The sequence below is a fragment of the Devosia sp. LjRoot3 genome, assembly GCF_964252865.1.
Classification (GTDB): Bacteria; Pseudomonadota; Alphaproteobacteria; order Rhizobiales; family Devosiaceae; genus Devosia.
This window is the reverse complement of sequence record NZ_CAXUPK020000001.1, coordinates 131,832-155,999: the sequence shown is the minus strand read 5'-3', so window position 1 is coordinate 155,999 and position 24,168 is coordinate 131,832. Positions and strand designations below refer to the sequence as shown.

Genomic DNA, 24,168 nt, shown 5'->3' with positions numbered 1-24,168 from the left:
TCTAAGTGGTCATGCCGTCCGATAGAGAGAATGCTTAAGTGTCACTACGCACTTGTTAGGTATATTTGCCTATATCAAAATCGTCAACAGATATTATTCCTAGATCATGGGCACAAAAAAGCCGGCTTCTGCAAGCCGGCTTTTGTTCGAGTCAAACGCGGGGATTGGCGCGCAGGGCGTCGCGGATTTCGGTGAGCAGGACTTCTTCCTTGCTCGGAGCGGGCGTGGTTTCGACCGGTTCCTGGGCCGCTTCGCGCTTGAGGCTGTTGATGGCCTTGACCACGAGGAAGAGCACGAAGGCGATGATGGCGAATTTCACCACGGCATTGATGAAGAGGCCGATATTGACCCGTGCCTCGCCGACGGTCAGCACAATGCCCGAGAAGTCGACGCCGCCGATGATGATGCCGAGCAGCGGCATGAAGATATCGTCGACAATGGAAGAGACGATGGCACCGAAGGCCGCACCGATGATCACGCCGATGGCGAGATCGATCATGTTGCCCTTGACGGCGAAATCACGGAATTCCTTAACAAAGCTCATAGGTTCGACCCTCTTCAAACTGGAAAGCGGCCTCCGGTCAGGACGTTAACGGAGGGATAACCAACATTTCCGACCTCGCGGCAATTTGCAATGGTCCCTCAGTCGAACTTGCGCCCCTGCGCGAGGGGGCAGATAACGGCTCTCAACAATTCGAGTTTGTCTGAAATCCATGGCGCTTTCCTCTGCTGACAGTGCGGCCAGTCTCCGGCTGGCCATCGACTATCTGCCCCAGGGCATCGCGGTCTTCGATGCGGGGCTGCGGCTCGTCGTGTCAAACCGGCGCTACAATCTGCTGCTTGCTCTGCCTGAGGATTTGATCCGCGAAGGGGCAGCCCTGTTCGACATTGCGCTGTTCCTTGCCGAACGCGGCGACCTCGGCCCCGGCGATGCAGCGCGGCTCGCCATCGAGCGCATCAAGCTTCTCACCGAAGCCCCGATAACGGTGACCCAGCGGCTCGGCAATGCCGGGCAATCGCTGGAATTTCATTCCAGCCGCCTTTCCGATGGTGGCCTCGTCATCAGCTTTTCCGACGTAACGGCTCGGGTGAAGGCGGAGCGCGAACTCGAACGCGTCAATTTTTCGCTCGAAGGCCGCGTCGAGGAGCGCACGGCGGACCTGACACGCGTCAATGCCGAGCTTGAGATCGCGCGTGCCAAGGCGGATGCGGCCAATCACGACAAGACGCGCTTTCTCGCCGCGGCCAGCCACGACCTCCTGCAGCCGCTCAATGCGGCGCGGCTCTATACGTCCACATTGATCGAGCGGGCCAAATCCACCGCCTTTGCCGAATTGGCGACCTCCATCGAGGCCTCGCTGACGGCCGTGGAAGAGATCATGTCGGCGCTGCTCGATATTTCCCGCATCGACAGCGGCGCGCTCAAGCCCGCGCCGGCCCCGGTGGCGGCTCAGGACCTGTTGCGAAAGGCCGAGGTGGAATTCGCCCCCCTCGCCCGCGAGCACGATGTGACGCTGCGCATCGTCAAGACGGCCGCCTCGGTGATGGCGGACCGCTCGCTGGTCGGCCGCATCGTGCAGAACCTTGTTTCCAACGCCATCAAATATACCCCTGCGGGCGGCAAGGTGCTGGTGGGGCTGCGGCGCCGCGGCAATCGCCTGCGGCTCGATGTGATCGATACGGGCATCGGGTTCAATCGGGACCAGCACCGGCTGGTCTTTGCCGAATTTTCGCGGCTCGACCGGGCGGCGCGCATGGCGCAGGGGCTGGGGCTCGGGCTGTCCATCGTGCAGCGTCTCGTGACGGCCATGGACCTGACGCTGGAACTCGACAGCAAGGAGGGCCGCGGCTCGCGCTTCTCGCTGTATCTGCCCGTGGTGCGCAATGCGCGGCCTGCGCAGGGCGAAGCCTGGCCAATGGTGGAAAGCAATGTCGGCACGCTGAATTTGAAGGTGCTGTGTGTCGACAATGAGAAGGCCATTCTCGAAGCCATGCAGGGCCTCTTGGAGCATTGGGGCTGCGACGTGCGCGTGGCCCTGTCGCTCAAGCAGATCGACAGGGAGCGCCTGCTCGAGGGCTGGTATCCCGATCTGGTGCTGATGGACTATCACCTCGACCAGACGTCGGGCCTCGATGCCATCGAATGGCTGCGGCATAATCTGGGCGGGCATTTGCCGGCAGCACTGGTGACGGCGGATCGCAGCCCGGCGGTGCGGGCGCTGGCGGAGGATCGCGGCATTCTGGTGGTGACCAAGCCGGTGAAGCCAGCCGCCTTGCGGGCGACGATCAGCGGGCTTGCCAATCAATCGGGACGGGGAAGCCGGGCGGGGTAAAGCTGACCTCCTTCACTGCGTCATTCCCGCGAAAGCGGGAATCCTGCCTCTGTGAGAGGAGATTCCCGCTTTCGCGGGAATGACGCGGTGGATGGGATAGATGTCAGGTAAAAATCCAAAAAACAAAAAAGGCCGGCACCCGAATGGGGCCGACCCGATGCAGCATCACTTGATTGAAAATGTCTGCCTGAAAAGTCGCTGGTGCTGAAAGCCGTTGACGCCCGGGAGTTCCCGAGCGCCGGAAAGGGTCAGATCCAGTAGGGCGTCACGCCATAATAGTCGTAGACGCGGCGACCGTTTTCTTCGGTCCAGTATTCGTCCTCTTCGCGTTCATAACGCGGGGCGCCTTCGAGCTGGGCCTTGGTCACATCGACGCGATAGCCGCCGAGGCTTTCGTCATAGTTCAGCTTCGACCAGGGCAGCGGGTAATGCTCGTGCCCCATGCCGAGGAAGCCGCCAAAGCTCAGCACGGCGTAAGACACCTTGCCGGAGCGCTTTTCGACGAGAATGCGTTCGATCGAGCCGATATGCTCGCCCATGGGATCATAGACCTTGGTGCCTTCGACCTTGTCGGAAGCAATCAGATCGTGAGTTTCCTTGATATTGGCGTCAGCTTTGCTGATGTCATCATAGGCCATGTCGGTCCTCCTGGGTTTATCCATGGCCGACCAACGCAGTGTCACCGGAAGCGGTTGCCCGGCTTGAGGCAAATGTGATCAGGCAACCAATCGCGGCCTTGCGCTGGGGCGGGGACCACGATCGGCGAGGAAACGGGCAAAGGCATCGCGGTCGAGCGGGCGGGAAATATAGTAGCCCTGCGCGAAATGGACCTTGCCGCAGGCCTTGAGCGCGGCAAGGCGCGCAGCCGTCTCGACGCCTTCGACCACGACCCTGCGGCCCGAATCCTGCACCATGTCGATGGCGTGATCGAGCATGCGGGCCATGACCGACTCGTCGGGCGCCATGGCAAAACTGCGGTCGAGCTTGACCCCGTCGACCGAGAGGCCGGCAAGCGTATGCATGGACGAATAACCGGCGCCGAAATCGTCGATATAGATGTGGACGCCCGCATCGCGCAGGCGCTCGATTTCGCCCTGAGCGGTATCCAGTTCGAGCGCGCCGGTCTCGACGATTTCGATGGTGAGATCAAAGCGCGAGGCCGAGCTGAGGAAGGGCGCAAAGATGTCGAGCAGCACGGCAGCATCGAGATCTTGCGGGAAAATATTGAAATTGACCTGCATGCGCTTACCCATGGGCACGAGCGGCAGCAGCTCGGCATGGGCACACGCAACGATGAGGCGGGTGAAGGGCTGGGTCAGGCCGTGTTTTTCGACGATGGGGATGAAGCGATCGGGATAGATCAGCGTGCCATCGACATCGCGCCAGCGCGCCAGGACCTCGCAGCCGGTGACCAGGTCCTTTTCGAGATTGAGCAGGGGCTGATAGGCGCAGGTCACGCCCTGGGACTGGAAGCGGCGCAGGAAACGGGATTCGAAGGACCAGCGGCGCGCCAGCTGCGCGTAGATCTTGCTTGAGAGCCACGCCGCCAGGATGCCGCAGACCACAAGGCTCAAGCCGAAAACTGCCCCGCCCACGACCAGCAATTGGCCGAGCGTGGCGCGGGCGGCAAGGCAATGCAGCCCGGCCACGTCGCACTGGATAGTGGTCAGGGCGCCATTGCGCAGGCCGAAGGGGCCATTGCTTTCGGCCAGTCCCTGCACATAGAGGCCGGACGCGCCGGAGGTGTGCCACCAGCGGCCATCGGGGGCGCGCAGGACCACCTCGAATTCGAGCCATTTGGAAATGCCGGTGGGAATGGGCGTTGCCGGAACCACCATGCCGTGATTGCCGCGCACGGCAAAACTACCCCTCAGACCCGTCAATCCCAGGGCGTCGAGATTGCGATTGACCCAGAGGGTGACTGTGAAGGGATTGGAGGGAACGATATCGGGCTCGCCCAGGTCAATCGGCGTGGGCAGGAGACCGTTATTGGCCGTGCAGATGATCTTGCCGCTTTCAAAGAAGAAAAGCTCGTTCATGCCATCGGGCAGGAAGGCAACGCGGCGCTGCTGGGCGGCATAGTCGGCCGAGCAGGGATCGGCGGTGAGCTGGCGATCCATGATGTCGAGCGTCTCGACCACGGCGCTGCGTACCTTGGTATAGGTTTCGAGCGCACGGGAGACGTCGGTATTCATGCTGGCATTGAGTTCGCGCAGCATGAACCAGGAGCTGGCCGCCAACAGCGCCAGGAAGCAGAGCAGCCAAAGGCCGAATTGCACCTTGTTCTGGTGCTTTGTCGCTATCAGAAACGATACAACTGAATTCATCGGCATCCCCTCGCCGTGCATGAGGATGCGCAGGGACCTCTCAAGGCCGCGTTAATCCGACCCTTTGCCAATTGCGCACAAATGGAACTTGTCGCCCGCGACAAGCATTTTTCCTTGTGGCCTTAAGCGCATGAGACGAGGAGGGAAAAATGGTTTTCGGCAATCTTGAACGAGAGATCATGAGCCGGGATAGCCTGACCCCGATGCAGATTGCCCAGCACAGCCTCTTCACCGCGCGCGAAAAGCTCGACCTGCTGCACCAGCTCCGGGCCGATGCGTCCGGCGCCGAGGCGGAGGGACGGGGATTCGGCTTTACCTCGGGCGAAATCGACGAGGCCATCGCCCATGTGCATCGCGGCGTACAGGACGGGGTGGGGACCAAAACCGTGTTCAAGGGAGATTACTGATGGCCAATAACACTGAAGGGCCGGCGCCCAGCGTCGCCAAGGTGGACTTTCTGATCGACGAAAAGGGCTCGAAGATCGACGTGCCTGATGGCTCGGATCTGCGCCCCACGGGCGATATCGAAGCGGCGATGGGCGGCACAAGTCCCGGCCAGTGGTGGCTCTATGGGGTGGTGGCGATTGCCGTTGTCGCAGCCATCGTCCTCGCCATGCAGATCTTTTCGGGCGCACCGGGCACCGATGTGCAGCCTGGCACGCCCACGGCGGCCCCGGTGACCGAAACCACCACGCAATAAAAAAGCGGCCCGGAGGGCCGCTTTCTGATCAGGCAAAGATCAAGCTTAGCCGCGGATGGGCGAAAGCTGGATTTCGACGCGGCGGTTCTGCGCGCGGCCGGCTTCGGTGGCGTTCGAAGCGATCGGGCTCGAAGCACCCTTGCCTTCGATGAAGAAGCGGCGCTGATCGACGCCCTGATTGGCCAGAATGGTGGCGACCGAAACGGCGCGGCGCTGGCTAAGCTCGAGATTGTGCGCAGCGCTGCCGGTGGAGTCGGTGTGGCCATAGACGTCGACAATGGTCTTGTCGAACTTGCGCAAGACGAGGCCAACCGAGACCAGGGTCTGGTTGAACTGCGGCTGCACAGTCGCGGAATCGGTGGCGAAGGTGATGTTGGAGGGCATATTGAGAATGACCTGGTCGCCGACACGGGTCACCGAAACGCCGGTGCCCTGGAGCTGGGCGCGGAGTTCGGCTTCCTGCTGGTCCATATAGGAACCGATGGCTGCGCCGCTGAGGCCGCCAACACCAGCGCCGATCAGTGCGCCGATGCGCGGGTCGCCGCCCACGGCGGCGCCCACGATGGCACCGGCCAGGGCACCGCCGCCGGCGCCGATCAGGGTACCGCCGGCAGTGTTGGAAACCTGGGACTGGCCGGTAAAGGGATTGGTGGTGGTGCAGGCAGAAAGCGCCAGAGCGGCGGCAAGTGCGACGAGAACCTTGGTCTTCATGTTTTCCCCCGAAGGAATCTGAACAGTGGCCTTTGATTGACCCTTCATTACGGCAGGAGCGTGATGAGGGAAAGATGCTGAACGATGGATGAATATAGACACGAATATTGCGAGAAGGCAGCCAGCTGTCTCACTCGGTGAAGAGCTGGCGAATAATGGCGCGCGTCTTTCCAGGATTGGTCAGAAGCGGGGTCAGGTCGCTGACCTGATCCACGGCCCCAACGACCGGAAGCGCGGCAATGGCCGGATCGACAATCGCAGCCATGGCGCTGGCGACAGCGTCGTCGGTATTGATGGTGGTGAAGGGCCGGTCGAAATAGGGCCCGATAACGGGCTCGAAGGGCGCGATGTCGCGAGCTTTCTGCCATTGCGCCAATGCCAGATAGGCAGCAGCGAGCGCTTCTCCCCGCTCCTGCCACGCCCCGGCGCGCAAGGCGGCTTCGAGATGTGGGGTTAGAACGATGGCGATGGGGAGGCGCGAAAAACCGCTGCCGAACCATTTGGGATAGGGCGCGTAGCGGCGCTCAAGCAGGAACCCCATGCCCATCACGTCCCGGCACAAGCGGGCGGCAATGACGCGGGAGCCGAGATCGTCTCCGGCCTGTCCGGCGCGGCCAACAAAGGCCTGCTCCTCGGCAATGCGGCACCATTGGCAGGCGATCTTGTAGAGCCAGACATCGCGGGGGAAATAGGCAAGGGTTTTGCGCAGGGCTTCGAGCCGGCCGCGATCGTCGCGAAAAACGGCACCGGCAGTGAGGGCGAGGAGGCTTTGCTCGGGCAGGCCCAGCCAATCGAGCGTGGTCAGGTCTTCGAGCGAGCGCAGCCCGGTATGGGCCTGCAAACGCCCCTCAAAAGTGTGAAATTCCAGCCCATGCTCCATGGCGCCAACGGCATCGGGCCCACTGGCCGCCGGATGCGGGCGGCTGCGCCAGCCGGCAGGTTCACCGAGGAAGGTTTCGGGCACGACCTCTCCGAAGTCGGCGAGCAGACGCGATGCATGCGCTTTGAAATCGTCCTCACCGAGATAGATATGGACCCGCGGACCCCAATTGTGGTCCTTCGAGGTCTCATCGTCAAAACCCAGCAGTTCCGAGCCATAGCCGATGAGCGCGGCGGAATGCGGCAGGTCGGGCGCCACGCGGAAAAGCCAGGGCGCGACGATGTCACCGTAGAAGCGGCGCGAGAGGTCTATGCCCTGCATTGCCCGACCTCAGTGCAGACGCTCCACCGAGGGCATCATCTTGTGCGGCGCGACATCGCGGGCTTCCACTTCGTCGAGCAGGCGCAGGATCTTGTCGACATTGGCGATGTGGCGCTGCTCCATGGAGAAATTCAGCGTCACATAGTCTCTTCCGGGGCAGAAGGTGCAGATGTTCACCGCCGCGTGCCAGGCGCCGCAATAGAGCGGCTCGACCATGCCATGGGTCATGGGCCCATAGGTGCGGTGCGGCGGCACAAGCGTAAGAACAATGTGCATGCCGCCATTGAAGCGCCAGAAGCGCTTGTTGGGGAGGCCCGGAAAGACGCGATTGAGAGCGCGCATGGCCCGGAACATGGCCATGATCATCACCTGGAACGAGGTGATGTCCTTCTGCTCGATGCCGGCCACGGTATCGTCGACGGCGCGGACATAGGCGACAAAATCGTCCATGACCTTGAACTTGGCTTCCAGCGCCCGGACGCGGAAGAAGTCGTCATCGGTATTGTTCCGCTTGGTGTCGAGCATGGTATAGGCCGCCCCGATCACCTTCTTGCTCATCAGCTTTTCTGCGCCCTCACCATTGAGCGCATGGGTGACGAGCGCGAACATCAGCGAGCGCTGGCGCACGCCGAGCTTGTTGGCGAGCTGGCGCAGGCGATGCCGCTCGATGGCGAGCGTCTTGAAACCCCAGGGTTGCTCCTTGGGCGCGAAGACATTGGCAAGGGCGAGATAGATCAGCGCGGTCATGCCGCCGCGAAATGCGCTCTTGATCCGATCAAAAAGCGGCAGCTTGTTGCCCTTGTCGGACTGGACGCCATGGCCGGCCGAGGCCGAGCGCGTCAGGAGCGCGGAATCCGAGCCTTCGAGCAAAGCGTGACTCGATCGCACCTGCAGCACGGCGGCGCGACCCTCTGCATCCGGACCACCCCGGCGCACCGCCGCCATCAGGCGAAAGAGCGGCAGGTCCTTGCGCTCAAAAATATCGTCGGACGTGCTCAGCCACTTGTCGGGATAGCCGTCGAACTCGTCGACAATTTCCACCGAGGTGATGGCATCGAGCAGATGTTTTGGGAAAGGCTGGCCCGGCTGCGCGCCGACAAAGCCATGGGTGAGCTGTGGCGCGAGCGCGACCATTTCGGCCACCACATTGCCCAGGCTCTCCTTGTCGTAGCTCTGGGTCGAAAAGGCGGTAAAGAAGACCGTGTCCTGGCCTTGATAAAGGAACCACTGGAAATCGGTGAACAGGGCCTGCGGATCTTGCTTTACAGCCGCGCTGGCCAAGGCCATCGCATCGGCGTGCTGGCCTGCAAAAGAAGACGAAGAAAAACTCTTCACTTGATTACCCCCTCATGCCGTATCCCCCCGGCCCGATAATCTAAGCGTACTCTTTCTTAACCGGCAATGACTTGCGGCCTTGCCGGTTAATGCGCGGCGGCACAAAACACGCAATTTATGCCGGCGTGATATTTTTTCTTCCATTTTCACGGGCGAACCAATCCTCAAGGAGCGCCAGCAATCGTGGTGCGAGCGGCAGCGCATCGATATCGCGCAGATCGAAAAGCGCCGGCGGTCCTTCAGATTCGGACAGATGATGGATCATATTGGGCACGACATGGGACTGCGCCGGTGCCCGGGACAGCCGGGCCAGGCGCCCGGCGCTCTCGGGGGTGCATTGCAAATCCTTTTCCCCCGCGATCAGCAGCATGGGACAGGGCACGGCGCGGTAGAGCGCGTCGATATCGACCGCGATCAGTTCGCGCAGCCAGCGGGCGCTGACCCGCGCCGGCCCGAGCCGAATGGTGCCGCCCTCGAGCGTACGGACATGGAGCAGTTTCCTGCGCATATGCTGATCATAGGGGCCGGTAAAGCGGCGCATGAGGCGCAGCATGGTGCCGAGGAGGCCGGAGAGACCAGGAAGCTCCCGCTCTATGCCTTCGGCCTGATGGATCAACATCGCCTCGGCACTTGTCTCGAACGGACAAAGCTGAATGAGCGCACGGGGGGACGGTGCAAGCCGAGGCGCCAATTGGGCTGATATGGCCGTCCCTTCGCTATGGCCCAGCACATACATGCGGCTGTGATCAACGAAAGGCGTCCCGGCAAGCGCCTCCCAGGTGGCCTGCGCGTCTTCGACAAGATCGTGATAGCCGGTGGCCAGAAAATCGCCGCCGCTGGCGCCGGCACCGCGCTTGTCATAGCGGTAGCTGGCAATGCCAAATTCGGCGAGCGCCCGCGCTAGTTTGGCGTAGATACCGGCGCCGCGTCCGCCCGGATTGCCGTCGCGATCGACCCGGCCACTGCCGCCAAGCAGCAGGACGAGCGGAAATTGGCCTTCCGGAGCCGGCAGACAAAGACTGCCCTTGAGGGTCAATCCGGCGCGCTCAATGTCCCAGTCTCGCTCGAAAAAGGTCATCGACACGCCCCTCGCCCCCTCGTCGGAATTTCCTAGATGTGCACCCGATGCCCGCAGCGAAAGCCACGCGGGAAAAATTTCCGGGGGCAGCAGCGCCGAAATCCAATGATGCGAGGCCACATCGGTAGTTGGCAGAGCGGCGGCGAGACTTTAGAATGGTTCTTGAAAGCGCCGCCGGAAACTCTGCGGCTGCGCGTCGAATTGACATATATCAATGCGGCTCCCGCGCTCATAAGTAGGGTGCGATGCAGCCACATTGGCATTCCTGCCAATGCTTCGGCAGGCGCAAAGGAACGGCCCCATGGACTATCGTGGTATCTTCGAGGATGCAGTGGACACGCTGCGGGCGGAAAAGCGCTATCGCGTATTTGCCGATCTCGAGCGGGTCGCCGGGCGCTTTCCCAAGGCCATCTATCGCGACGACGCGGATAATGCCCGCGAAATCACCATCTGGTGCTCCAACGATTATCTCGGCATGGGCCAGCACGAAAAGGTCGTGACGGCGATGCAGGAAACCGCTGGCGCCATGGGTGTCGGCGCTGGTGGCACGCGCAATATTTCGGGCACCAATCGCCCGCTGGTCGAGCTTGAGCGTTCGCTCGCGGACCTCCATCGCAAGGAAGCCGCTCTCGTCTTCACCTCGGGCTTCGTGTCCAACGAGGCCGCGATCTCGACCATTGCCCGGCTCCTCCCCGATTGCATCATTTTTTCCGACCAGCTCAACCACGCCTCGATGATCCAGGGCGTGCGCCAATCCGGCATGGAAAAGAAGATTTTTAGGCACAATGACGTCGCGCACTTACGCGAACTCCTGAGCCAGGTGGATCGCAAGCGGCCGAAACTGATCGCGTTTGAATCCGTCTATTCGATGGATGGCGATATCGCCCCGATCAAGGAAATCTGCGACCTCGCCGAAGAGTTCGGCGCGCTGACCTATATCGACGAAGTCCATGCCGTGGGCATGTATGGCCCGCGCGGCGGCGGCATTGCCGAGCGCGAAGGCCTCATGGACCGCATCGACGTCATCGAAGGCACGCTCGCCAAGGGTTTTGGCGTCATGGGTGGCTATATCGCCGCCAACAAGGCCATCATCGACGCCGTGCGCTCCTATGCGCCGGAGTTCATTTTCACCACCGCCCTGCCCCCGGCCCTTTGCGCCGCGGCGCGGGCCTCGATCGAGCACCTCAAGGGCAACGGCCAGGAGCGCATGATGCATCAGCGCCAGGCACGCCTCACCAAGGCAATCCTCGCCGATGCCGGCCTGCCAGTGATGGAAACGGCCACCCATATCGTGCCACTGATCGTGGGCGATGCGCGCGCCGTAAAGGCCGCCAGCGACATGCTGCTCGACAAGCACAATATCTATATCCAGCCGATCAATTACCCGACCGTGCCCAAGGGGACGGAGCGGCTGCGGATTACCCCGACCCCGCTCCACACCGACGAAATGGTGTTCGAACTGCGCCATGCGCTGGTCAGCGTCTGGACGAGCCTCGAACTGCCGCGCGAAAAGGCCGATGCGGCGATTACGGCGAGCAAGCTGACCTCGGGCGATCTGACGTTGCCGAGTCTGGGCGGCTGATTTTCGGTCTTTTGACGCATCCACCACCACGGTGTCATCCCCGCGAAAGCGGGGATCTCTGTTTGTGGGCAAGCGCGCCCACACCCACCGGACGTCATCCTCGGGCTTGACCCGAGGACACTTCACTTTTTCCGTTCAAGACGTGCAGAGCCCTCGGGTCAAGCCCGAGGGTGACGATCTGTGAGCGACGCGCTTGCCGTCACCCCCTCCCATCCTCCCCCATCAAGGGGGAGGTGCCTATCGAGTGTTTGGCACTATCTCGCCCAATCCGCCGTCCCTTCACCTCCCCCTTGATGGGGGAGGATGGGAGGGGGGGTGGAGCACCACACACCGCCCCCCTTGACCAAAATCCCGCGGCACGACAATTATTTGTCATGATGCATCCCGCGCCCAAACTCCGACGTTGTGGCTTCCAGTCCCATGTGGACGGGGGCATGGCGCTTGGGCGACGACGAGGCTGAGTTTTATCACGCCGTCATCGACTCAACGCATACCTGCCTCCGCCCGGTTGGCAGGTTTTTTGTTTTCGGATTAGTGATGCCTCCTCAGTTCGTTGCCTTCAGTACGGCCACCGCGGCAGACGTCCCCGCCATTCGTGCCCTCGTACGTACCGCCTATGCCAAGTGGATCCCCATCATCGGGCGCGAGCCGCGCCCCATGCTCACCGACTATGCCGAGGCGATCCATGACTTCCGCTTCGACCTGCTGACGGTCGACGGACAGGTGGCCGGGGTGCTGCAGACCTGCCTTTGCGCCGATCATCTCTGGATCGAGAACGTCGCCGTGCACCCGCACCACCAGCGGCGCGGCCACGGCCAGGCATTGCTCGTCCTTGCCGAACAGCTCGCGCGCCATGCCGGGCTCGGCGCCCTGCGCCTTCTCACCAATGCAGCCTTTGCCAGCAATGTCGCGCTCTACCAGAAGCTCGGCTATGTGGTGGAACAGAGCGAAGCCTTCATGGGGGGCACGACGCTCTACATGACGCGCCAACTCGCGCCTGCCACTCCCATTCGCCCAGCGCATGGCTGGAATAACGAGAGCCGCACTACCGCTTGAGCCAAGGAAGGATCATTTAGGGGTCATGGAAGCGAACCGGGATTGTCCCGGGTCCGACAGTGGAGAAAACCATGAGCACCCCGCGCAAGAACAAGTTCTTTGCGACCCTCGACACCTTCGTCACCGTTTTCGGCAGTGCCGCAGCGGTTTCGGCAGCAGTTGAGGCCGGCCGGGCGCCCAAGGCCAAGCACCTGACGGCCCTCGGGATCGAACCCACCGCCTTCCGCTCGATCGGCCGATAACAGCCGCGCGGGCTGCTGCTCCCTCCCCGGCGTTCTGCCTCCCAAGACGCCAAGCGGCCTGATGCGCTAGAAGCCGACACAAAAGCCCGGATGCCAGTTTCCCTCCCTGGCCTCCGGGCTTTTTCTATTTTTGGGCTTTTGGTCATGCGAGGGCTGCATGGCCGAGTTCCCTCGATCGTCGTCATTGCCGGGCTTGTCCCGGCAATCCACTCTCGGGGAGGCATGGACCACCGGGACAAGCCCGGTGGTGACGGTGGACGGGATGACCAGGCTAAAGCCTCAGTCCTCGTCGCTCGCCAATTGTCCGAGCACGGCGCCCTTGCCGCGCATGCGCATGATAACAGGCAGCACCACCGCAATGATCGCCACGGCATAAAGCACCAGTGAGATCGGCGAGTGGAACAGCACGGCTGGGTCGCCCTGGCTGATCGATAGAGCGCGGCGGAGTTGCTGTTCGGCCATGGGGCCGAGGATCAGCCCCACCACCACCGGCGCGATCGGATAGCCGAAGCGGCGGAGGAGGTAGCCGAGCACGCCAAAAGTCAGCAGCAGCACCAGTTCGAACGAGATACGCACGGAACCAAAGCCCATGGACATGGCCCCATTGGCGCCCAAAGTGCCGAGCGTCGCAAAGGTCAGGATGCCGGCATAGAGCCAGGGTTTTGGAATGGTGAGCAGTTTTACCCAGAGGCCGATCAGCGGCAGGTTGAGCACCAGCAGCATGAAATTGGCGACGAGCAGGCTCGCGATCAGCGACCAGACCAGCGTCGAGTTGTTGGCGAACAACAGGGGGCCCGGCTGCAGGCCAAATTGCTGGAAGCCGGCGAGCATGATGGCGGCGGTCGCCGTGGTCGGCAGGCCGAGGGTGAGCAGCGGCACCAGCGTGCCGGCGGCAGAGGCATTGTTGGCCGCTTCGGGACCCGCAACGCCTTCGATGGCGCCGTGGCCGAATTCCTCGGGCTTCTTGGCAAAGCTCTTTTCGGCGCTGTAGGACAAGAAGCTCGCAATATCGGCGCCGCCGGCCGGCATGGCGCCGATGGGGAAGCCGATAAAGGTGCCGCGCAGCCAGGAGGCCCACGAGCGCTTCCAGTCTTCGATGGTCATCCAGACCGAGCCCTTGATGGCCATGACCGAAGACTCAACCTGTTCACGGTCGGCGGCGGTCTTCAGCGTTTCGCCGATGGCAAAGAGCGCGACGGCCAGCGTCGTGACTTCGATACCGTCGAGCAGATCGAGAATACCAAAGGCCATGCGGGTCTGGCCGGTCTGCTGGTCGATGCCAATGATGCCAAGACCAAGGCCGATGAAGAGCGCGGTGAGGCCGCGCAGCGGGCTATCGCCAAAGGCGGCGGAGACGGTGATGAAGGCCAGGACCATCAGCGCAAAATAGTCGGCGGGGCCGAAAGACAGCGCGAATTTCACCACAAAAGGCGCGACGAAGGCGAGGCCAAGCGTGGCGATCAAGCCGGCGATGAAAGAGCCGATGGCGGCGGTTGCGAGGGCGGGGCCGCCCCTGCCCTGCCGAGCCATCTTGTTGCCTTCAAGCGCGGTGACGATCGAGGCGCTTTCGCCGGGGGTGTTGAGCAGGATCGACGTGGTCGAGCCGCCATACATGCCGCCGTAATAGATGCCGGCGAACATGATGAGCGAACCGGCGGGGTCGAGCTTGTAGGTGACGGGCAGCAACAGCGCCACGGTGAGCGCCGGGCCGATGCCGGGCAGTACGCCGACGGCGGTGCCGAGGGTAACGCCGATCAGCGCGTAAAGCAGGTTCTGCACCTGCAGAGCGGCGACGAGGCCCTGGGCGAGAAGATCAAAAGTGTCCATCTCAGAAGGCTCCCGTCGTCAGAAAGCGTTCGATCGGTCCCTGCGGCAGCGAGAGTTGCAGCCCGCGCGCAAAAATGAACCAGACGATGAAGGAAAAGACGATCCCGATGGGAATGGTCTGCCAGAGCGGACCGCGGCCAAATCCCCTGGCGGTCAGCGCGAAGAGCACACCGGTCGCGATGGAAAAGCCTGCGGTCGAGAGCAGCAGGATCTGCGCCACGAGGCCGCCGACGATCCAGGCGATGGGGCCGTAATCGTCCTTGCTGCGGGCCGGAAAGCCATTGCGCAGGGCGGAGATCAGCGTGCCGATGGCCAAAAGTCCGAGACCGGTCGCGACGATATAGGGGAAGACGGTCGGGCCGACGCGCTGCTGGATGGGCGGCACGCGCATCTGGCTCGTCTGCCAGAAGATGATGATCGAAATGGCGGCGAGAATGACCGCTATGACGAGCGCCGCCCCATCGGGGCGGCGCGTGCTGTTGGATTGACCAGCGCTCATTGAACGAGGCCGATGTCTTTCAGGATGGTTTCGGTCGCGGCGATATCGGCAGCAAGCTGCGTATCGAAGGCTTCGCCGTCGAGATAGGTGTCGACCCAGCCCTTGGTTTCGAGCGCAGCCTTCCACGAGGCCGAAGTTGCCAGGGCCTTCACGTCGGCGGTGATGGCGGCCTTCTGCTCGTCGGTGATGCCGGGAGCGGCAGCAACCATGCGCCAGTTCTGGACGGCCAGATCAACGCCGGCTTCCTTGAGGGTCGGACCATCGACACCCGGCACGCGCTCTTCGGAGGAAACAGCGAGGAGACGCAGTTCGCCGGCCGCGATCTGGGCGGAGAATTCGCTGATGCCGGAAATACCGACAGTCACCTGGCCGCCGAGAATGGCAGCGAGGGCTTCGCCACCGCCGGAATAGGCGATGTAATTGACCTGTGTCGGGTCGACGCCAATGGTCTTGGCGAGAAGGCCAGCCGTGATGTGGTCAACACCACCAGCGGAGCCACCGGCCCAGGAGACGGCGCCGGTGTTTTCCTTGAGTTTTGCCACAAGGTCGTCGAGCGTCTGGATGTCGGAAGCGGCCGGCACGACGATGGCCACGGCCTCACCGGTGAGGCGCGCAATCGGGGTCACGTCGGCGAGGGTCACGGGCGACATATTGGTCAGGATGGCGCCAACCATCACATAGCCGCCGACGATCAGGGAATTGGGGTTGCCGGCATCCTGGGTGGCGAACTGGGCGAGGCCAATGGTGCCACCGGCGCCGGGAACGTTGGTGACCTGCACATTGCCCGAAATGCCTTCGGCGGTGAACGCTTCCTGCATGGTGCGGGCGGTCTGGTCCCAGCCACCGCCGGGCGCAGCGGGCGCCAGAATGGTGTAGTCGGCAGCGAATGCGGGCATGGAGAGGGCGCCGGAAACCAGCGCCGCGAGTAGCAGCTTGTTCAAAAGATCCTCCCAGAACAAAGGCGAACGTCGTTGCGTTCGTGCCCTTACTGTAGGGACGCTCCCTGTCATCGTCCTGTCACGGGACTTTTGGGCTGTTCTGGACCAGAAAACCTAGGCGCTGCGGCGGTTTTCGCCTTCGGCTGCGATCGAGCGGCGTTGCGCATAGGCCTCAAGCAGGCGCGTGCATTGCGCGGCCGAAACGGGCTTGGAATAGAGATAGCCCTGCCCCAAACGGCAACCGAAACGGCGAAGAGCCGTGGCCTGCTCCTCGTATTCCACGCCTTCGGCAACGATGCGCATGCCGAGTTTTTTGACGATATCGACGAGGCCGGACACCACCGTCTCGCTCGGCCCATCGACACCGAGTTTCGTAACGAAAGACCGGTCGATCTTGATGATATCTACCGGGAAGGACAGGAGATGCGTCAGGGACGCAAAGCCGGTGCCGAAATCGTCGAGGGCCACGAGAATGCCGCGGCTGCGCAGCGCTTCGACCGCATGGGGCACGCTTCTGTCGCTGCCGCCGACGAATACGGCTTCATTGACTTCGAGCACGATATGGCTGAGCGGCACATTGGCCCAGCCAAAGATGTCGATGATGCGTTCGGCCAGATCTCCACGCTGGAAATCGCCTGTCGTTACATTGACCCCGACATGCTGGAAATCGATGCCCGCATCAAGCCAGCCGCGCATGTCCTGCGCTACCTGTTCGAGCATTTTGCCGGTCAGTTCACAGGCGAGCCGCGGATCGGTCAGGGCCGCCTGGAACTCCCCCACCGACACCACCTCGCTGCCCATGCGCAGCCGCGCCAGGGCTTCGAGCCCCACGATCTCGTTGGTCTCGAGATTGACGATGGGCTGGTAATAGGGCTCGACGCGGTTTTCGGCGAGGGCCTGATCGAGCTGGCGCACCTGGGCGATGCGATGCGTCATCTCGGTGCGCAGGTCCGCCTGAAAGGCCATATAGCCGCCCCGGCGCGCTTCCTTGGCGTGGTAGAGCGCAAAGTCGGCATTTTGCGACAGCGTATCGGCATCCTTGCCATCCATGCCGAAAACCGCGCCGCCCATGGTCACATGGGCTTCAAAGGATTGGCCGGACATTTCGACCATGCCGGTGGTCGCGTCGCTCACCAAGCTGGCCCAGTGTTCGAGCATGTCATGGCTGGAGCAGCCGCGGGCGATAATGGCGAATTCATCGCCGCCGAGGCGGCAGGGAATGAGGGTGGGATGGACAGCGCTGAGACGCGCTCCGACAGTGGCGATCAACCGATCGCCAGCGGCATGGCCGATCGTGTCATTGACCGATTTCAGATGGTCGATATCGAGCAGGATCAGTCCAAAGGGCTGGTCCATGCCGATATGTTCGCCCAGCAGCTCATTATAGCGCCCGCGATTGGGCAGGCCCGTCAGCACATCGTAATAAGCGAGGCGGAAATTGCGGTCGCGGATGCGTTCGTGCTCAATGGCGAGCGCGCAAAGATGGGCGCAGGTCTCGACGATATTGCGCTCGGTGGCGCTGGGGCCGCGGGTCGAGCGGAAATAGAAAGCAAAGGTCGCGATCACCTGCCCGGCAGGATTTTTGATGGGCGTCGACCAGCAGGCTTTCAGGCCCAGCGGCGCGATCATGGCGCGAAAATCGTCCCAGAGCGGATCACTGGCAATATCGGTGACCACCACCTCTTCCCGGCGATAGGCGGCGGTGCCGCAGGAGCCGGCCTGGGGTCCGATCTTCAAACCATTGATAGCAGCAGAATAGAATTTTGGCAGGCCGGGAGCGGCCAGCGCGCGCACGGAGCCGTATTCGTCGACCAGCAGGATGGAGCAAACGGCCTCGGGCGCGAGCTCTTCGGCGCGCTGGCACAAAAGGCGTCCAATGGCCGGCAAGGCCTCTCCCTGGGCCACGGCTTCCAACACTTCGGTCTGCAACCGCAGAAGCTGCTCTGTCTCGCCGCCGGTCATCACCGTCTCCCCGGGATTCCCGAACAAAATGCGCGAGCCGAGTAAAGGGAGCGTTCTGCGACCCCAAGCAATTGCATAAAATCGTCGGCTTCATGCCAGCGCATTGCCGCTCGCCAAATCGCGCTTGACTCTCAAATAGCCATGGAGCTATGAATTAACTCATAGCCAACGAGGTATTGATCCAATGCAACCGGGACCAGACACGGTATTCAAGGCGCTGGCCGACCCGACACGACGGGCCCTGTTCGAACGCCTTTGCCGCGAAGGCGAGCATACGGTGGCCGCGCTGACCGCTGGCGCCGGCGTGTCCCAGCCGGTGGTCTCTAAGCATCTCGGCGTCTTGAAGGATGCGGGACTGGTGCGCGGACGGATCGATGGACGGCAAACCCACTATAGCGCCCAACTGGCCGCGCTTGGACCTCTGGTCGACTGGACCAAGGAAATGGCGGGGTTTTGGGAGGACCGATTTGATGCCCTGGAAGATCTGTTGAGGAGAATGGACCAATGAGCGAAATCACCACTACACCACCCCGTTCCGCCTGGCCGCGCTGGGTCAGGCAGTCGCATCGCTGGATTTCGGTTGCCTTCGTCCTGAGCGTGATTGCGACGTCGATCGCGCTGGCACAGGCCGAGCCGATCATGTGGATGTCCTATGTGCCGCTCTTTCCGCTGCTGCTGCTGTTTTTGACCGGCACCTATCTCTTCGCCCTGCCCTATTTTGCCAAGTGGCACCGGCGCGGCAAGGACGCAGCCTGATGGCGGAGAGAAAACCGCTCAAGCCCAACAAGGACGGCGTCGTGCTGCTGTCGGGCGACAATCCGCAGATCGCCAAAGGGTTTGGTGATGAACCGGTCGCGGCCTATATCGCCGCCGTGCCGGGCTGGAAGCAGGCGATCTGCCGCGAGGTGGATGCGCTGGTGGTGAAAACCGTGCCAGGGGTGAAAAAGGCGGTCAAATGGAACACGCCGCTTTATGGCCTCGACGGCGAGACGTGGTTTTTGAGCATGCATTGCTTCAAAACCTATGTGCGCCTGACCTTCTTCAAAGGCACGGAACTCAAACCCATGCCGGCCAAAGACTCCAAAGTTGCCGGCGTGCGTTATTATGACGTCACCGAAGAGGCGGGGATCGACGAGAAACAGTTCGTCGCCTGGGTGAAGCAGGCCGTGCTGCTGCCAGGCGAAAAGATGTGAGGGTGAAATGACCGAAAAGAGTGCTGCCGAAAAAATCGATGCCCGCATTGCTGAACTCAGCGGTTGGCGCGGCGAAATGCTGGCGCGTATCCGCAGGCTGATCAAGGAGGCCGATCCCGAGGTCGTCGAAGAGTGGAAATGGGAAAATCCGGTCTGGTCGCATGGTGGCATTATCTGCACCGGCGAGGCCTACAAGGCGGCGATAAAGACCACCTTCCCAAAGGGCGCCGCCCTTGCCGACCCCTCCGGCATCTTCAATTCGAGCCTGACCGGCGGCACACGCCGGGCAATCGATTTCAAGGAAGGCGACGAGATCGACGAAGCAGGTTTCAAGGCGCTGATCCACGCCGCCATTGTCCAAAATCATTCAAAGTAGGTTTGTCCATGGCCGAAGCCACGCCTGAAATCCGCACTGTCGTTATTGAACGCGATTTTTCCCATAGGCCGGAAAAGCTCTGGCGGGCACTGACCCAGCCGCACCTGATCAAGGAATGGCTGATGAGCAGCGACTTTGCGCCTGACCTTGGCCACAAGTTCAAGTTCACCGCCGATTGGGGCGCCATTGACTGTGAGGTCAAGGAGATCGAGCCCAATCGTACGCTGGCCTATTCCTGGGACGCTTATGGGCTTGAAAGCACGGTCACCTGGACGCTGACACCGATCGCCTCGGGCACGCAATTGCGCATGGAGCAGACCGGCTTCCGGCCCGACCAGAACCAAGCCTATCACGGCGCGCGGATGGGCTGGCAGGACTACTTTGGCAAGCTCGAGGATGCGCTTGGGCGGATGGAGTAGGACGCTACTTCCGCAATTTTGGCGGCATCGCTTCCCCCCACCCTTAATCCCTCCCCACAAGGGGGAGGGAGACGAAAGAGCCGTGAGATCGAGGCAAGCGCCTCCCTCTCCCTTGTGGGGAGGGAATGAGGGTGGGGGTACGGGAGCCACAACACCAAGAATAAGGCGGCGCCTGAGCGCCGCCTTTTGCTTTAGTCGGGCAGCTTGAACGCCACGACCTTGGTCGAGAAGCGCGACTGGATGGCGCCCTGACCGCCGGCAACGACGGCGATATATTGCTTGCCATCGAGCGTGTAGCTGATCGGCGCGCCACCGGCGGCCGGCAGTTCGGTCTTCCAGACTTCCTTGCCGCTCGCCAGTTCATAGGCTCGCAGCATGTTGTCCTTGGCGGCGGCGATGAACACCAGACCGCTGGCGGTAATCATCGAGCCGCCATGCGTCGGCGTGCCGAGGGTCAGTTCGAACGGCAGGTTGATGCCGAGTGCACCGCTGCCCTTGGAGGTGCCGAAGGGCTGGGTCCAGAGCATCTTGCCGGTATTGAGATCCACCGCGCTCAGATAGCTATAGGGCGGATCGATGCAGGGCACGTTGAGCGCGGTGAGCCAGAAATAGGGCGCCGCGGCATAGGGCACATTGGCCTGGGCCACGAGCCCACCGACCTCACGGCGATCACCCCATTCGCCCTGCGGCTTGGCGCCACGCGCGTCCGCATCCTCGCGGGAGAGCAGCTGCACGTAGCTGGCAAAACGGTTGGAATTGACCACCATGATGCCGCGCAGGGGATCGACGGAAACGCCGCCCCAGTTCATCGCCCCAAAGGTGCTGGGGGTCTGGATCGAGGGCGTCAGGCCCGGCGGGGTATTGGTGCCTTCGTAGCGCGCTTCCTTGAATTTTACGCGGCAATAGAGCTGGTCGAAGGGCGACACGCCCCACATGTCGGCCTCGGTCAGCGTTGCCATGCGGAAGGACGGCAGGCTGTTCGAGAACGGTTGAGTGGGCGAATTGCGCTCTTCGGGCACGACGCCATCCTGCGGCATCGGCGTTTCGGTGACCGGGAAGATCGGCTCGCCGGTCGTGCGGTCGAGCACGAACACTTCGCCGGCCTTGGTGGGCTGCACCAGTGCCTTGCGCATCGTGCCCGAAGCATCGGGCAGGTCGATGAGCGAAGCGGGGGAAGCGACGTCATGGTCCCAGATGTCGTGGTGCTTGGTCTGGAAGGACCAGCGGAGGCGCCCCGTTTCAGCATCGAGCGCAACGACCGAGGAATTGAACTGGTCGTCGAATTCGCGGCGCTGGCCACCGAAGAAGTCGGGGGTCGCATTGCCCGTGGGCAGATAGACCAGACCCAGTTCTTCGTCGGCCACGGCCGGCGCCCAGCTATTGGGCGTTGCCACGGTGTAGCTTTCGCCATTGGGCGGCAGGCCAGTGCGGTCTTGGCGACCGAGGTCCCAGGCCCAGGACATTTTGCCGGTTACGGCGTCGAAGGCGCGGATGACACCCGAGGCTTCGCCCCAATATTGACCGTCGGTGACCCAGCCACCGACCACGACCTTGCCGCGCACGAAAGTGGGCGCCGAGGTGATCGAATAGTAGCCGCCGATGATCTTGCCTTCATAGTCGTGCATGCCGACGAGGAGGTCGACGCGGCCGCCCTCGCCGAAATCGGCGCAGAGTTCGCCGGTCCGCGCGTCGAGTGCAATGAGCTTGGCAGTGGCCGTGCCATAGAGCACGCGCTCGGCGCAGGCGCCGGTCATGCCCGGAACCTTGTAGTAGCTCACGCCACGGCAGGTGCCGCCATGGCCTTCCGAGCCGTCATACATCCAGCGCTCGGCGCCGGTTGCCGCATCGAGGGCAAAGGCCTGGCTAAAACCGTTGCACATATAGATGCTGTCATCGATCTTGAGCGGGGTCGAATTGTTGGCGGGAATGCGACCCACATCCACCGACCAGGCGACTTCCAGATTTTTGACGTTGTCGAGGGTGATTTCTTCGAGCGGGGTGTACTTTTGGCCGCCCTGGTCACCACCGAAATAGGGCCAGTCGGCACCGGTCTGCCCCAACGCCGCAGCGCCGTTGGCCTCGGCCGGAAATGCGCCAAAACCGGTCTGGAAGCGCGGATCCTGCGGCAGGCTCGGGGCGCTGATGGCATAGAGCCCGGCACCAAGCGCAACCGAAACCACGGCAGCCGAAGTGATCAGACCCGTTGCGCCAAACGGCACGCGCTTCGCAAGATCAAGCGTGCCGGAAAGGGCATGCTGGCTCCAGGGCAGCAGCAGCCAGATGCCGAAGGCCACAGGGATCATCAGGCGCGGCAGAAGCGCCCAGCCATCGAAACCGACTTCCCAGATGGCCCAGATGATGGTGAGCGCCAGCGTGAAGCCAAAGACCCAGGCACCGAGGCGCTGGCCGCGGAACAACAGCACGGCGGCAACGAGGAACAGCAGGCCCGAAACCACGTAGTAAAGCGAACCGCCAAGGATCGCGAGATAGCCGCCGCCGCCCACAAAAATCAGGGCCATCACGCCCAGAACAACGGCGAACAGGCCCATCAGGCCGCGTTCGACGATGTGAGGCGCCCTCGCCCCACCATCACTACTCATAGTCTTTCCTCCAGAGGATTGATCGTATCGTTATTGGTTACGAGGCCGCCTTGACGGGGGCCTTCGGCTCGTAGAGCGCCTCGTTGAGTTCGGCCGAGAGCGCCTCAATGCGGTTGAGAAATTTGGCGATGGCCTTGAGGTCGGTGTCCGAAAATTCGGCCGTCCCGACATGGTATTCGGCACGGATGCGTTCATGCAGCGCTAGCGGCTCGGCTGCGGCCTCGGTATCGAGCACAATAAGAACGCTGCGCCGATCTTCCGGGTGGCGGCTGCGCATGATGTAGCCCGCGCTTTCCAGCCGATCGAGCAACGCCGTGCCCGCTCCGGAGGTCAGGCCGAGATGGCTGATGATGTCGCCGGGGCTGACGGGCTCGCCCTTGAGATAGAGATAACCCAGGCAGCGAAAATCGGTGGGGTGCATCCCCTGCCAGCGCGCCGCCCGCTCCTGCGCTTCTTCGGCCCGGCGGATCATGTGAATAAGCGCCGTACCAACCCGGTCTTCCAGTTCCGTCCGCCCGTCCATCATTATCCCCACGACAAAGAATCTTGATCATAAAGATATTTGTCATCGAAACCGCTGGCAAGCGGGCATGGCAAGCAAAAGGGCGCGGTTTTAGCCGCGCCCTTTTGGGGGATTCCGATGAAAAGCGAGAGCCCTAAATCTGCCCTTCGAGATCCTCGGGCGTCTCGATGGTCCGCATCCATTTGAGCGATTTGATTTCCCAGGCGGGGTCGGATTTTTGCAGATCATCGAGCAGGCCCGGCAGGTGCCCGGCCCCATAGGTGACAAAAATCTTGTCGTCCGTGCTCGTCTCGATGCGTTCGGCCAGCTTTTCGTTGCGGAAATCGAGAATGACGGGATCAAGCGGCGATGGCGCGGTCTTGTTGCCCAGGAGCATGGTCATCCAGCCGCGGCAGGCGAGGCCAAGAATCTTTCGCTGGCCGGGCGTGGCATTGGCGAGCCAATCGAACAATTGCGTCGTCTGGTCGGCCTCGCCGTCCTCCGGCGCCGCCAGTTTCGATTGTCCGGCGGTCGCCGCAAATTCGGGGTCGGTCTCCATCAGCCGCTGATATTCGTTCATCATGTCGGCCGTCGACACGTCGGCTTCGACATGGTGCTCGGGGCGGGCCTTCATATCGGCGGCAAGCAGCTGGAAATATGGCCCCTGGAATTGCAGGCCGCAGGCATCGCCAAAGGTCTGGTAATTGGTGTTGAGATCGCCGCCGCCGGCCAGCGTTTCGGAGAACCATTTGTCGCCCGCCGGGTCGCCGCGCACGCCTTCATAATAGATGGCATAGCCATCGCTCAGCGCCTTTTCGAGGTCATAGACGACGCTCTTGTAAAAGCCTTCCGAACCGATGTGCATCATGCCCTGAAACACCACCGTCTTCTTGCCGTTCGACAGGGTCGCCTGCGGCACGGTGAGCGGGGTCAGCTCGGTGCGGAAGGCGAGATAATAGAGTGGCGCAGCAATCAGCGCCGTGATGGCAAAGACCAGCGCCAGGAACGCCTTGATATAGCTCCAAAGCCGGCGCTGACGACGCTGCCCGGCAAAGATACGCCGCACCAGCCAGGCCGCGGGAAAGGCGAGAAGCAGCGCCAGCACCACCACCGCGACAACTAGCAGGACATGCACATCGAGCAGCACCGGCAGGCCGAGCAGGAAGCCGAGCGCGAGAAGAAACCAGAGAATGGTCGAGACACGCAATTTCAGGCGCTCGCCCCAGGCAAGGTTTTTCGCCGGCGTAGAAGGTATGGCCATGTCGTCCCCCAGACGTACTGCACGCC

The 24,168-nt window shown here is 62.3% G+C and carries 25 protein-coding genes; 11 read left to right on the top strand and 14 right to left on the bottom strand.

Annotation, left to right across the window (positions count from 1 at the left end; translation table 11 throughout):
* Window positions 1–151: 151 nt before the first annotated feature.
* Window positions 152–544, bottom strand: a complete 393-nt coding sequence (gene mscL / locus ACSQ2A_RS00755; protein WP_295416795.1) for a large-conductance mechanosensitive channel protein MscL — start codon at window positions 542–544, stop codon at window positions 152–154.
* Between the two features lie 169 nt (window positions 545–713).
* Here mscL and ACSQ2A_RS00750 point away from each other — a divergent pair, with 169 nt between their 5' ends.
* Complete coding sequence (locus ACSQ2A_RS00750; RefSeq protein WP_295416793.1) at window positions 714–2,333, top strand: ATP-binding response regulator; 1,620 nt, start codon at window positions 714–716, stop codon at window positions 2,331–2,333.
* 248 nt (window positions 2,334–2,581) lie between these two features.
* Here ACSQ2A_RS00750 and ACSQ2A_RS00745 read toward each other — a convergent pair whose 3' ends face one another.
* On the bottom strand, window positions 2,582–2,971 hold the full coding sequence (locus ACSQ2A_RS00745) for a PRC-barrel domain-containing protein (protein WP_295416791.1): 390 nt from the start codon (window positions 2,969–2,971) through the stop codon (window positions 2,582–2,584).
* Window positions 2,972–3,049: 78 nt separating this feature from the next.
* A complete protein-coding gene (locus ACSQ2A_RS00740) occupies window positions 3,050–4,660 on the bottom strand; it encodes an EAL domain-containing protein (RefSeq protein WP_436070687.1) in 1,611 nt (536 codons plus the stop codon).
* A 149-nt stretch (window positions 4,661–4,809) separates the two neighbouring features.
* On the opposite strand from ACSQ2A_RS00740, the gene ACSQ2A_RS00735 reads away from it, so the two are divergent.
* Window positions 4,810–5,067, top strand: coding sequence for a hypothetical protein (locus ACSQ2A_RS00735; protein WP_436070686.1), 258 nt, complete (start codon window positions 4,810–4,812; stop codon window positions 5,065–5,067).
* Window positions 5,067–5,360 (top strand): hypothetical protein, encoded by a 294-nt coding sequence (locus ACSQ2A_RS00730; protein ID WP_295416785.1) that lies wholly within the window; start codon window positions 5,067–5,069, stop codon window positions 5,358–5,360. The genes ACSQ2A_RS00735 and ACSQ2A_RS00730 overlap by 1 nt, the downstream gene beginning before the upstream one ends.
* A gap of 45 nt (window positions 5,361–5,405) precedes the next feature.
* Here the strand turns inward: ACSQ2A_RS00730 and ACSQ2A_RS00725 are convergent, their stop codons facing one another.
* The 4 genes from ACSQ2A_RS00725 to ACSQ2A_RS00710 form a co-directional block, all read right to left on the bottom strand.
* Window positions 5,406–6,071 (bottom strand): OmpA family protein, encoded by a 666-nt coding sequence (locus ACSQ2A_RS00725; protein WP_295416782.1) that lies wholly within the window; start codon window positions 6,069–6,071, stop codon window positions 5,406–5,408.
* Window positions 6,072–6,201: 130 nt separating this feature from the next.
* Complete coding sequence (locus ACSQ2A_RS00720; protein WP_436070685.1) at window positions 6,202–7,272, bottom strand: DUF4037 domain-containing protein; 1,071 nt, start codon at window positions 7,270–7,272, stop codon at window positions 6,202–6,204.
* A 9-nt stretch (window positions 7,273–7,281) separates the two neighbouring features.
* Window positions 7,282–8,607 carry a hypothetical protein gene (locus ACSQ2A_RS00715; protein WP_436070684.1) on the bottom strand — a complete coding sequence of 442 codons (1,326 nt, stop codon included), beginning with the start codon at window positions 8,605–8,607 and terminating at the stop codon, window positions 7,282–7,284.
* Between the two features lie 115 nt (window positions 8,608–8,722).
* Complete coding sequence (locus ACSQ2A_RS00710; RefSeq protein WP_436070683.1) at window positions 8,723–9,685, bottom strand: alpha/beta hydrolase; 963 nt, start codon at window positions 9,683–9,685, stop codon at window positions 8,723–8,725.
* A 301-nt stretch (window positions 9,686–9,986) separates the two neighbouring features.
* Here ACSQ2A_RS00710 and hemA point away from each other — a divergent pair, with 301 nt between their 5' ends.
* From hemA to ACSQ2A_RS00695, 3 genes are all read left to right on the top strand, one after another.
* Window positions 9,987–11,267 (top strand): 5-aminolevulinate synthase, encoded by a 1,281-nt coding sequence (gene hemA / locus ACSQ2A_RS00705; RefSeq protein WP_295416772.1) that lies wholly within the window; start codon window positions 9,987–9,989, stop codon window positions 11,265–11,267.
* A gap of 537 nt (window positions 11,268–11,804) precedes the next feature.
* Window positions 11,805–12,323: a GNAT family N-acetyltransferase gene (locus tag ACSQ2A_RS00700; protein WP_436070682.1), complete on the top strand. Its 519-nt coding sequence runs from the start codon at window positions 11,805–11,807 to the stop codon at window positions 12,321–12,323.
* 71 nt (window positions 12,324–12,394) lie between these two features.
* Window positions 12,395–12,565, top strand: a complete 171-nt coding sequence (locus tag ACSQ2A_RS00695; RefSeq protein ID WP_169745526.1) for a hypothetical protein — start codon at window positions 12,395–12,397, stop codon at window positions 12,563–12,565.
* Between the two features lie 279 nt (window positions 12,566–12,844).
* Here ACSQ2A_RS00695 and ACSQ2A_RS00690 read toward each other — a convergent pair whose 3' ends face one another.
* The 4 genes from ACSQ2A_RS00690 to ACSQ2A_RS00675 form a co-directional block, all read right to left on the bottom strand.
* On the bottom strand, window positions 12,845–14,392 hold the full coding sequence (locus ACSQ2A_RS00690; RefSeq protein ID WP_295416763.1) for a tripartite tricarboxylate transporter permease: 1,548 nt from the start codon (window positions 14,390–14,392) through the stop codon (window positions 12,845–12,847).
* Window position 14,393: 1 nt separating this feature from the next.
* A complete protein-coding gene (locus tag ACSQ2A_RS00685) occupies window positions 14,394–14,891 on the bottom strand; it encodes a tripartite tricarboxylate transporter TctB family protein (protein ID WP_295416760.1) in 498 nt (165 codons plus the stop codon).
* A complete protein-coding gene (locus tag ACSQ2A_RS00680) occupies window positions 14,888–15,787 on the bottom strand; it encodes a Bug family tripartite tricarboxylate transporter substrate binding protein (protein ID WP_295416916.1) in 900 nt (299 codons plus the stop codon). The genes ACSQ2A_RS00685 and ACSQ2A_RS00680 overlap by 4 nt, the downstream gene beginning before the upstream one ends.
* Window positions 15,788–15,943: 156 nt before the next feature.
* Entirely contained in the window at window positions 15,944–17,791 is a 1,848-nt protein-coding gene (locus tag ACSQ2A_RS00675; RefSeq protein WP_436070681.1) for a putative bifunctional diguanylate cyclase/phosphodiesterase, read from the bottom strand.
* 184 nt (window positions 17,792–17,975) lie between these two features.
* On the opposite strand from ACSQ2A_RS00675, the gene ACSQ2A_RS00670 reads away from it, so the two are divergent.
* The 5 genes from ACSQ2A_RS00670 to ACSQ2A_RS00650 are packed head-to-tail and all read left to right on the top strand — an operon-like array spanning window position 17,976 to window position 19,779.
* Entirely contained in the window at window positions 17,976–18,299 is a 324-nt protein-coding gene (locus ACSQ2A_RS00670) for an ArsR/SmtB family transcription factor (RefSeq protein WP_436070680.1), read from the top strand.
* Window positions 18,296–18,547 (top strand): hypothetical protein, encoded by a 252-nt coding sequence (locus ACSQ2A_RS00665; protein ID WP_436070679.1) that lies wholly within the window; start codon window positions 18,296–18,298, stop codon window positions 18,545–18,547. The genes ACSQ2A_RS00670 and ACSQ2A_RS00665 overlap by 4 nt, the downstream gene beginning before the upstream one ends.
* Window positions 18,547–18,984 (top strand): DUF1801 domain-containing protein, encoded by a 438-nt coding sequence (locus ACSQ2A_RS00660; RefSeq protein ID WP_436070678.1) that lies wholly within the window; start codon window positions 18,547–18,549, stop codon window positions 18,982–18,984. Before ACSQ2A_RS00665 ends, ACSQ2A_RS00660 begins: the two co-directional genes overlap by 1 nt.
* A gap of 7 nt (window positions 18,985–18,991) precedes the next feature.
* Entirely contained in the window at window positions 18,992–19,360 is a 369-nt protein-coding gene (locus tag ACSQ2A_RS00655) for a DUF1801 domain-containing protein (protein WP_436070677.1), read from the top strand.
* A gap of 8 nt (window positions 19,361–19,368) precedes the next feature.
* On the top strand, window positions 19,369–19,779 hold the full coding sequence (locus tag ACSQ2A_RS00650; protein WP_295416746.1) for an SRPBCC family protein: 411 nt from the start codon (window positions 19,369–19,371) through the stop codon (window positions 19,777–19,779).
* 191 nt (window positions 19,780–19,970) lie between these two features.
* Here the strand turns inward: ACSQ2A_RS00650 and ACSQ2A_RS00645 are convergent, their stop codons facing one another.
* From ACSQ2A_RS00645 to ACSQ2A_RS00635, 3 genes are all read right to left on the bottom strand, one after another.
* On the bottom strand, window positions 19,971–22,379 hold the full coding sequence (locus tag ACSQ2A_RS00645) for a membrane-bound PQQ-dependent dehydrogenase, glucose/quinate/shikimate family (protein ID WP_436070676.1): 2,409 nt from the start codon (window positions 22,377–22,379) through the stop codon (window positions 19,971–19,973).
* A 37-nt stretch (window positions 22,380–22,416) separates the two neighbouring features.
* Window positions 22,417–22,902 carry a MarR family winged helix-turn-helix transcriptional regulator gene (locus ACSQ2A_RS00640; RefSeq protein ID WP_436070675.1) on the bottom strand — a complete coding sequence of 162 codons (486 nt, stop codon included), beginning with the start codon at window positions 22,900–22,902 and terminating at the stop codon, window positions 22,417–22,419.
* A gap of 133 nt (window positions 22,903–23,035) precedes the next feature.
* Window positions 23,036–24,142 (bottom strand): hypothetical protein, encoded by a 1,107-nt coding sequence (locus ACSQ2A_RS00635; protein WP_436070674.1) that lies wholly within the window; start codon window positions 24,140–24,142, stop codon window positions 23,036–23,038.
* Window positions 24,143–24,168: the final 26 nt, after the last annotated feature.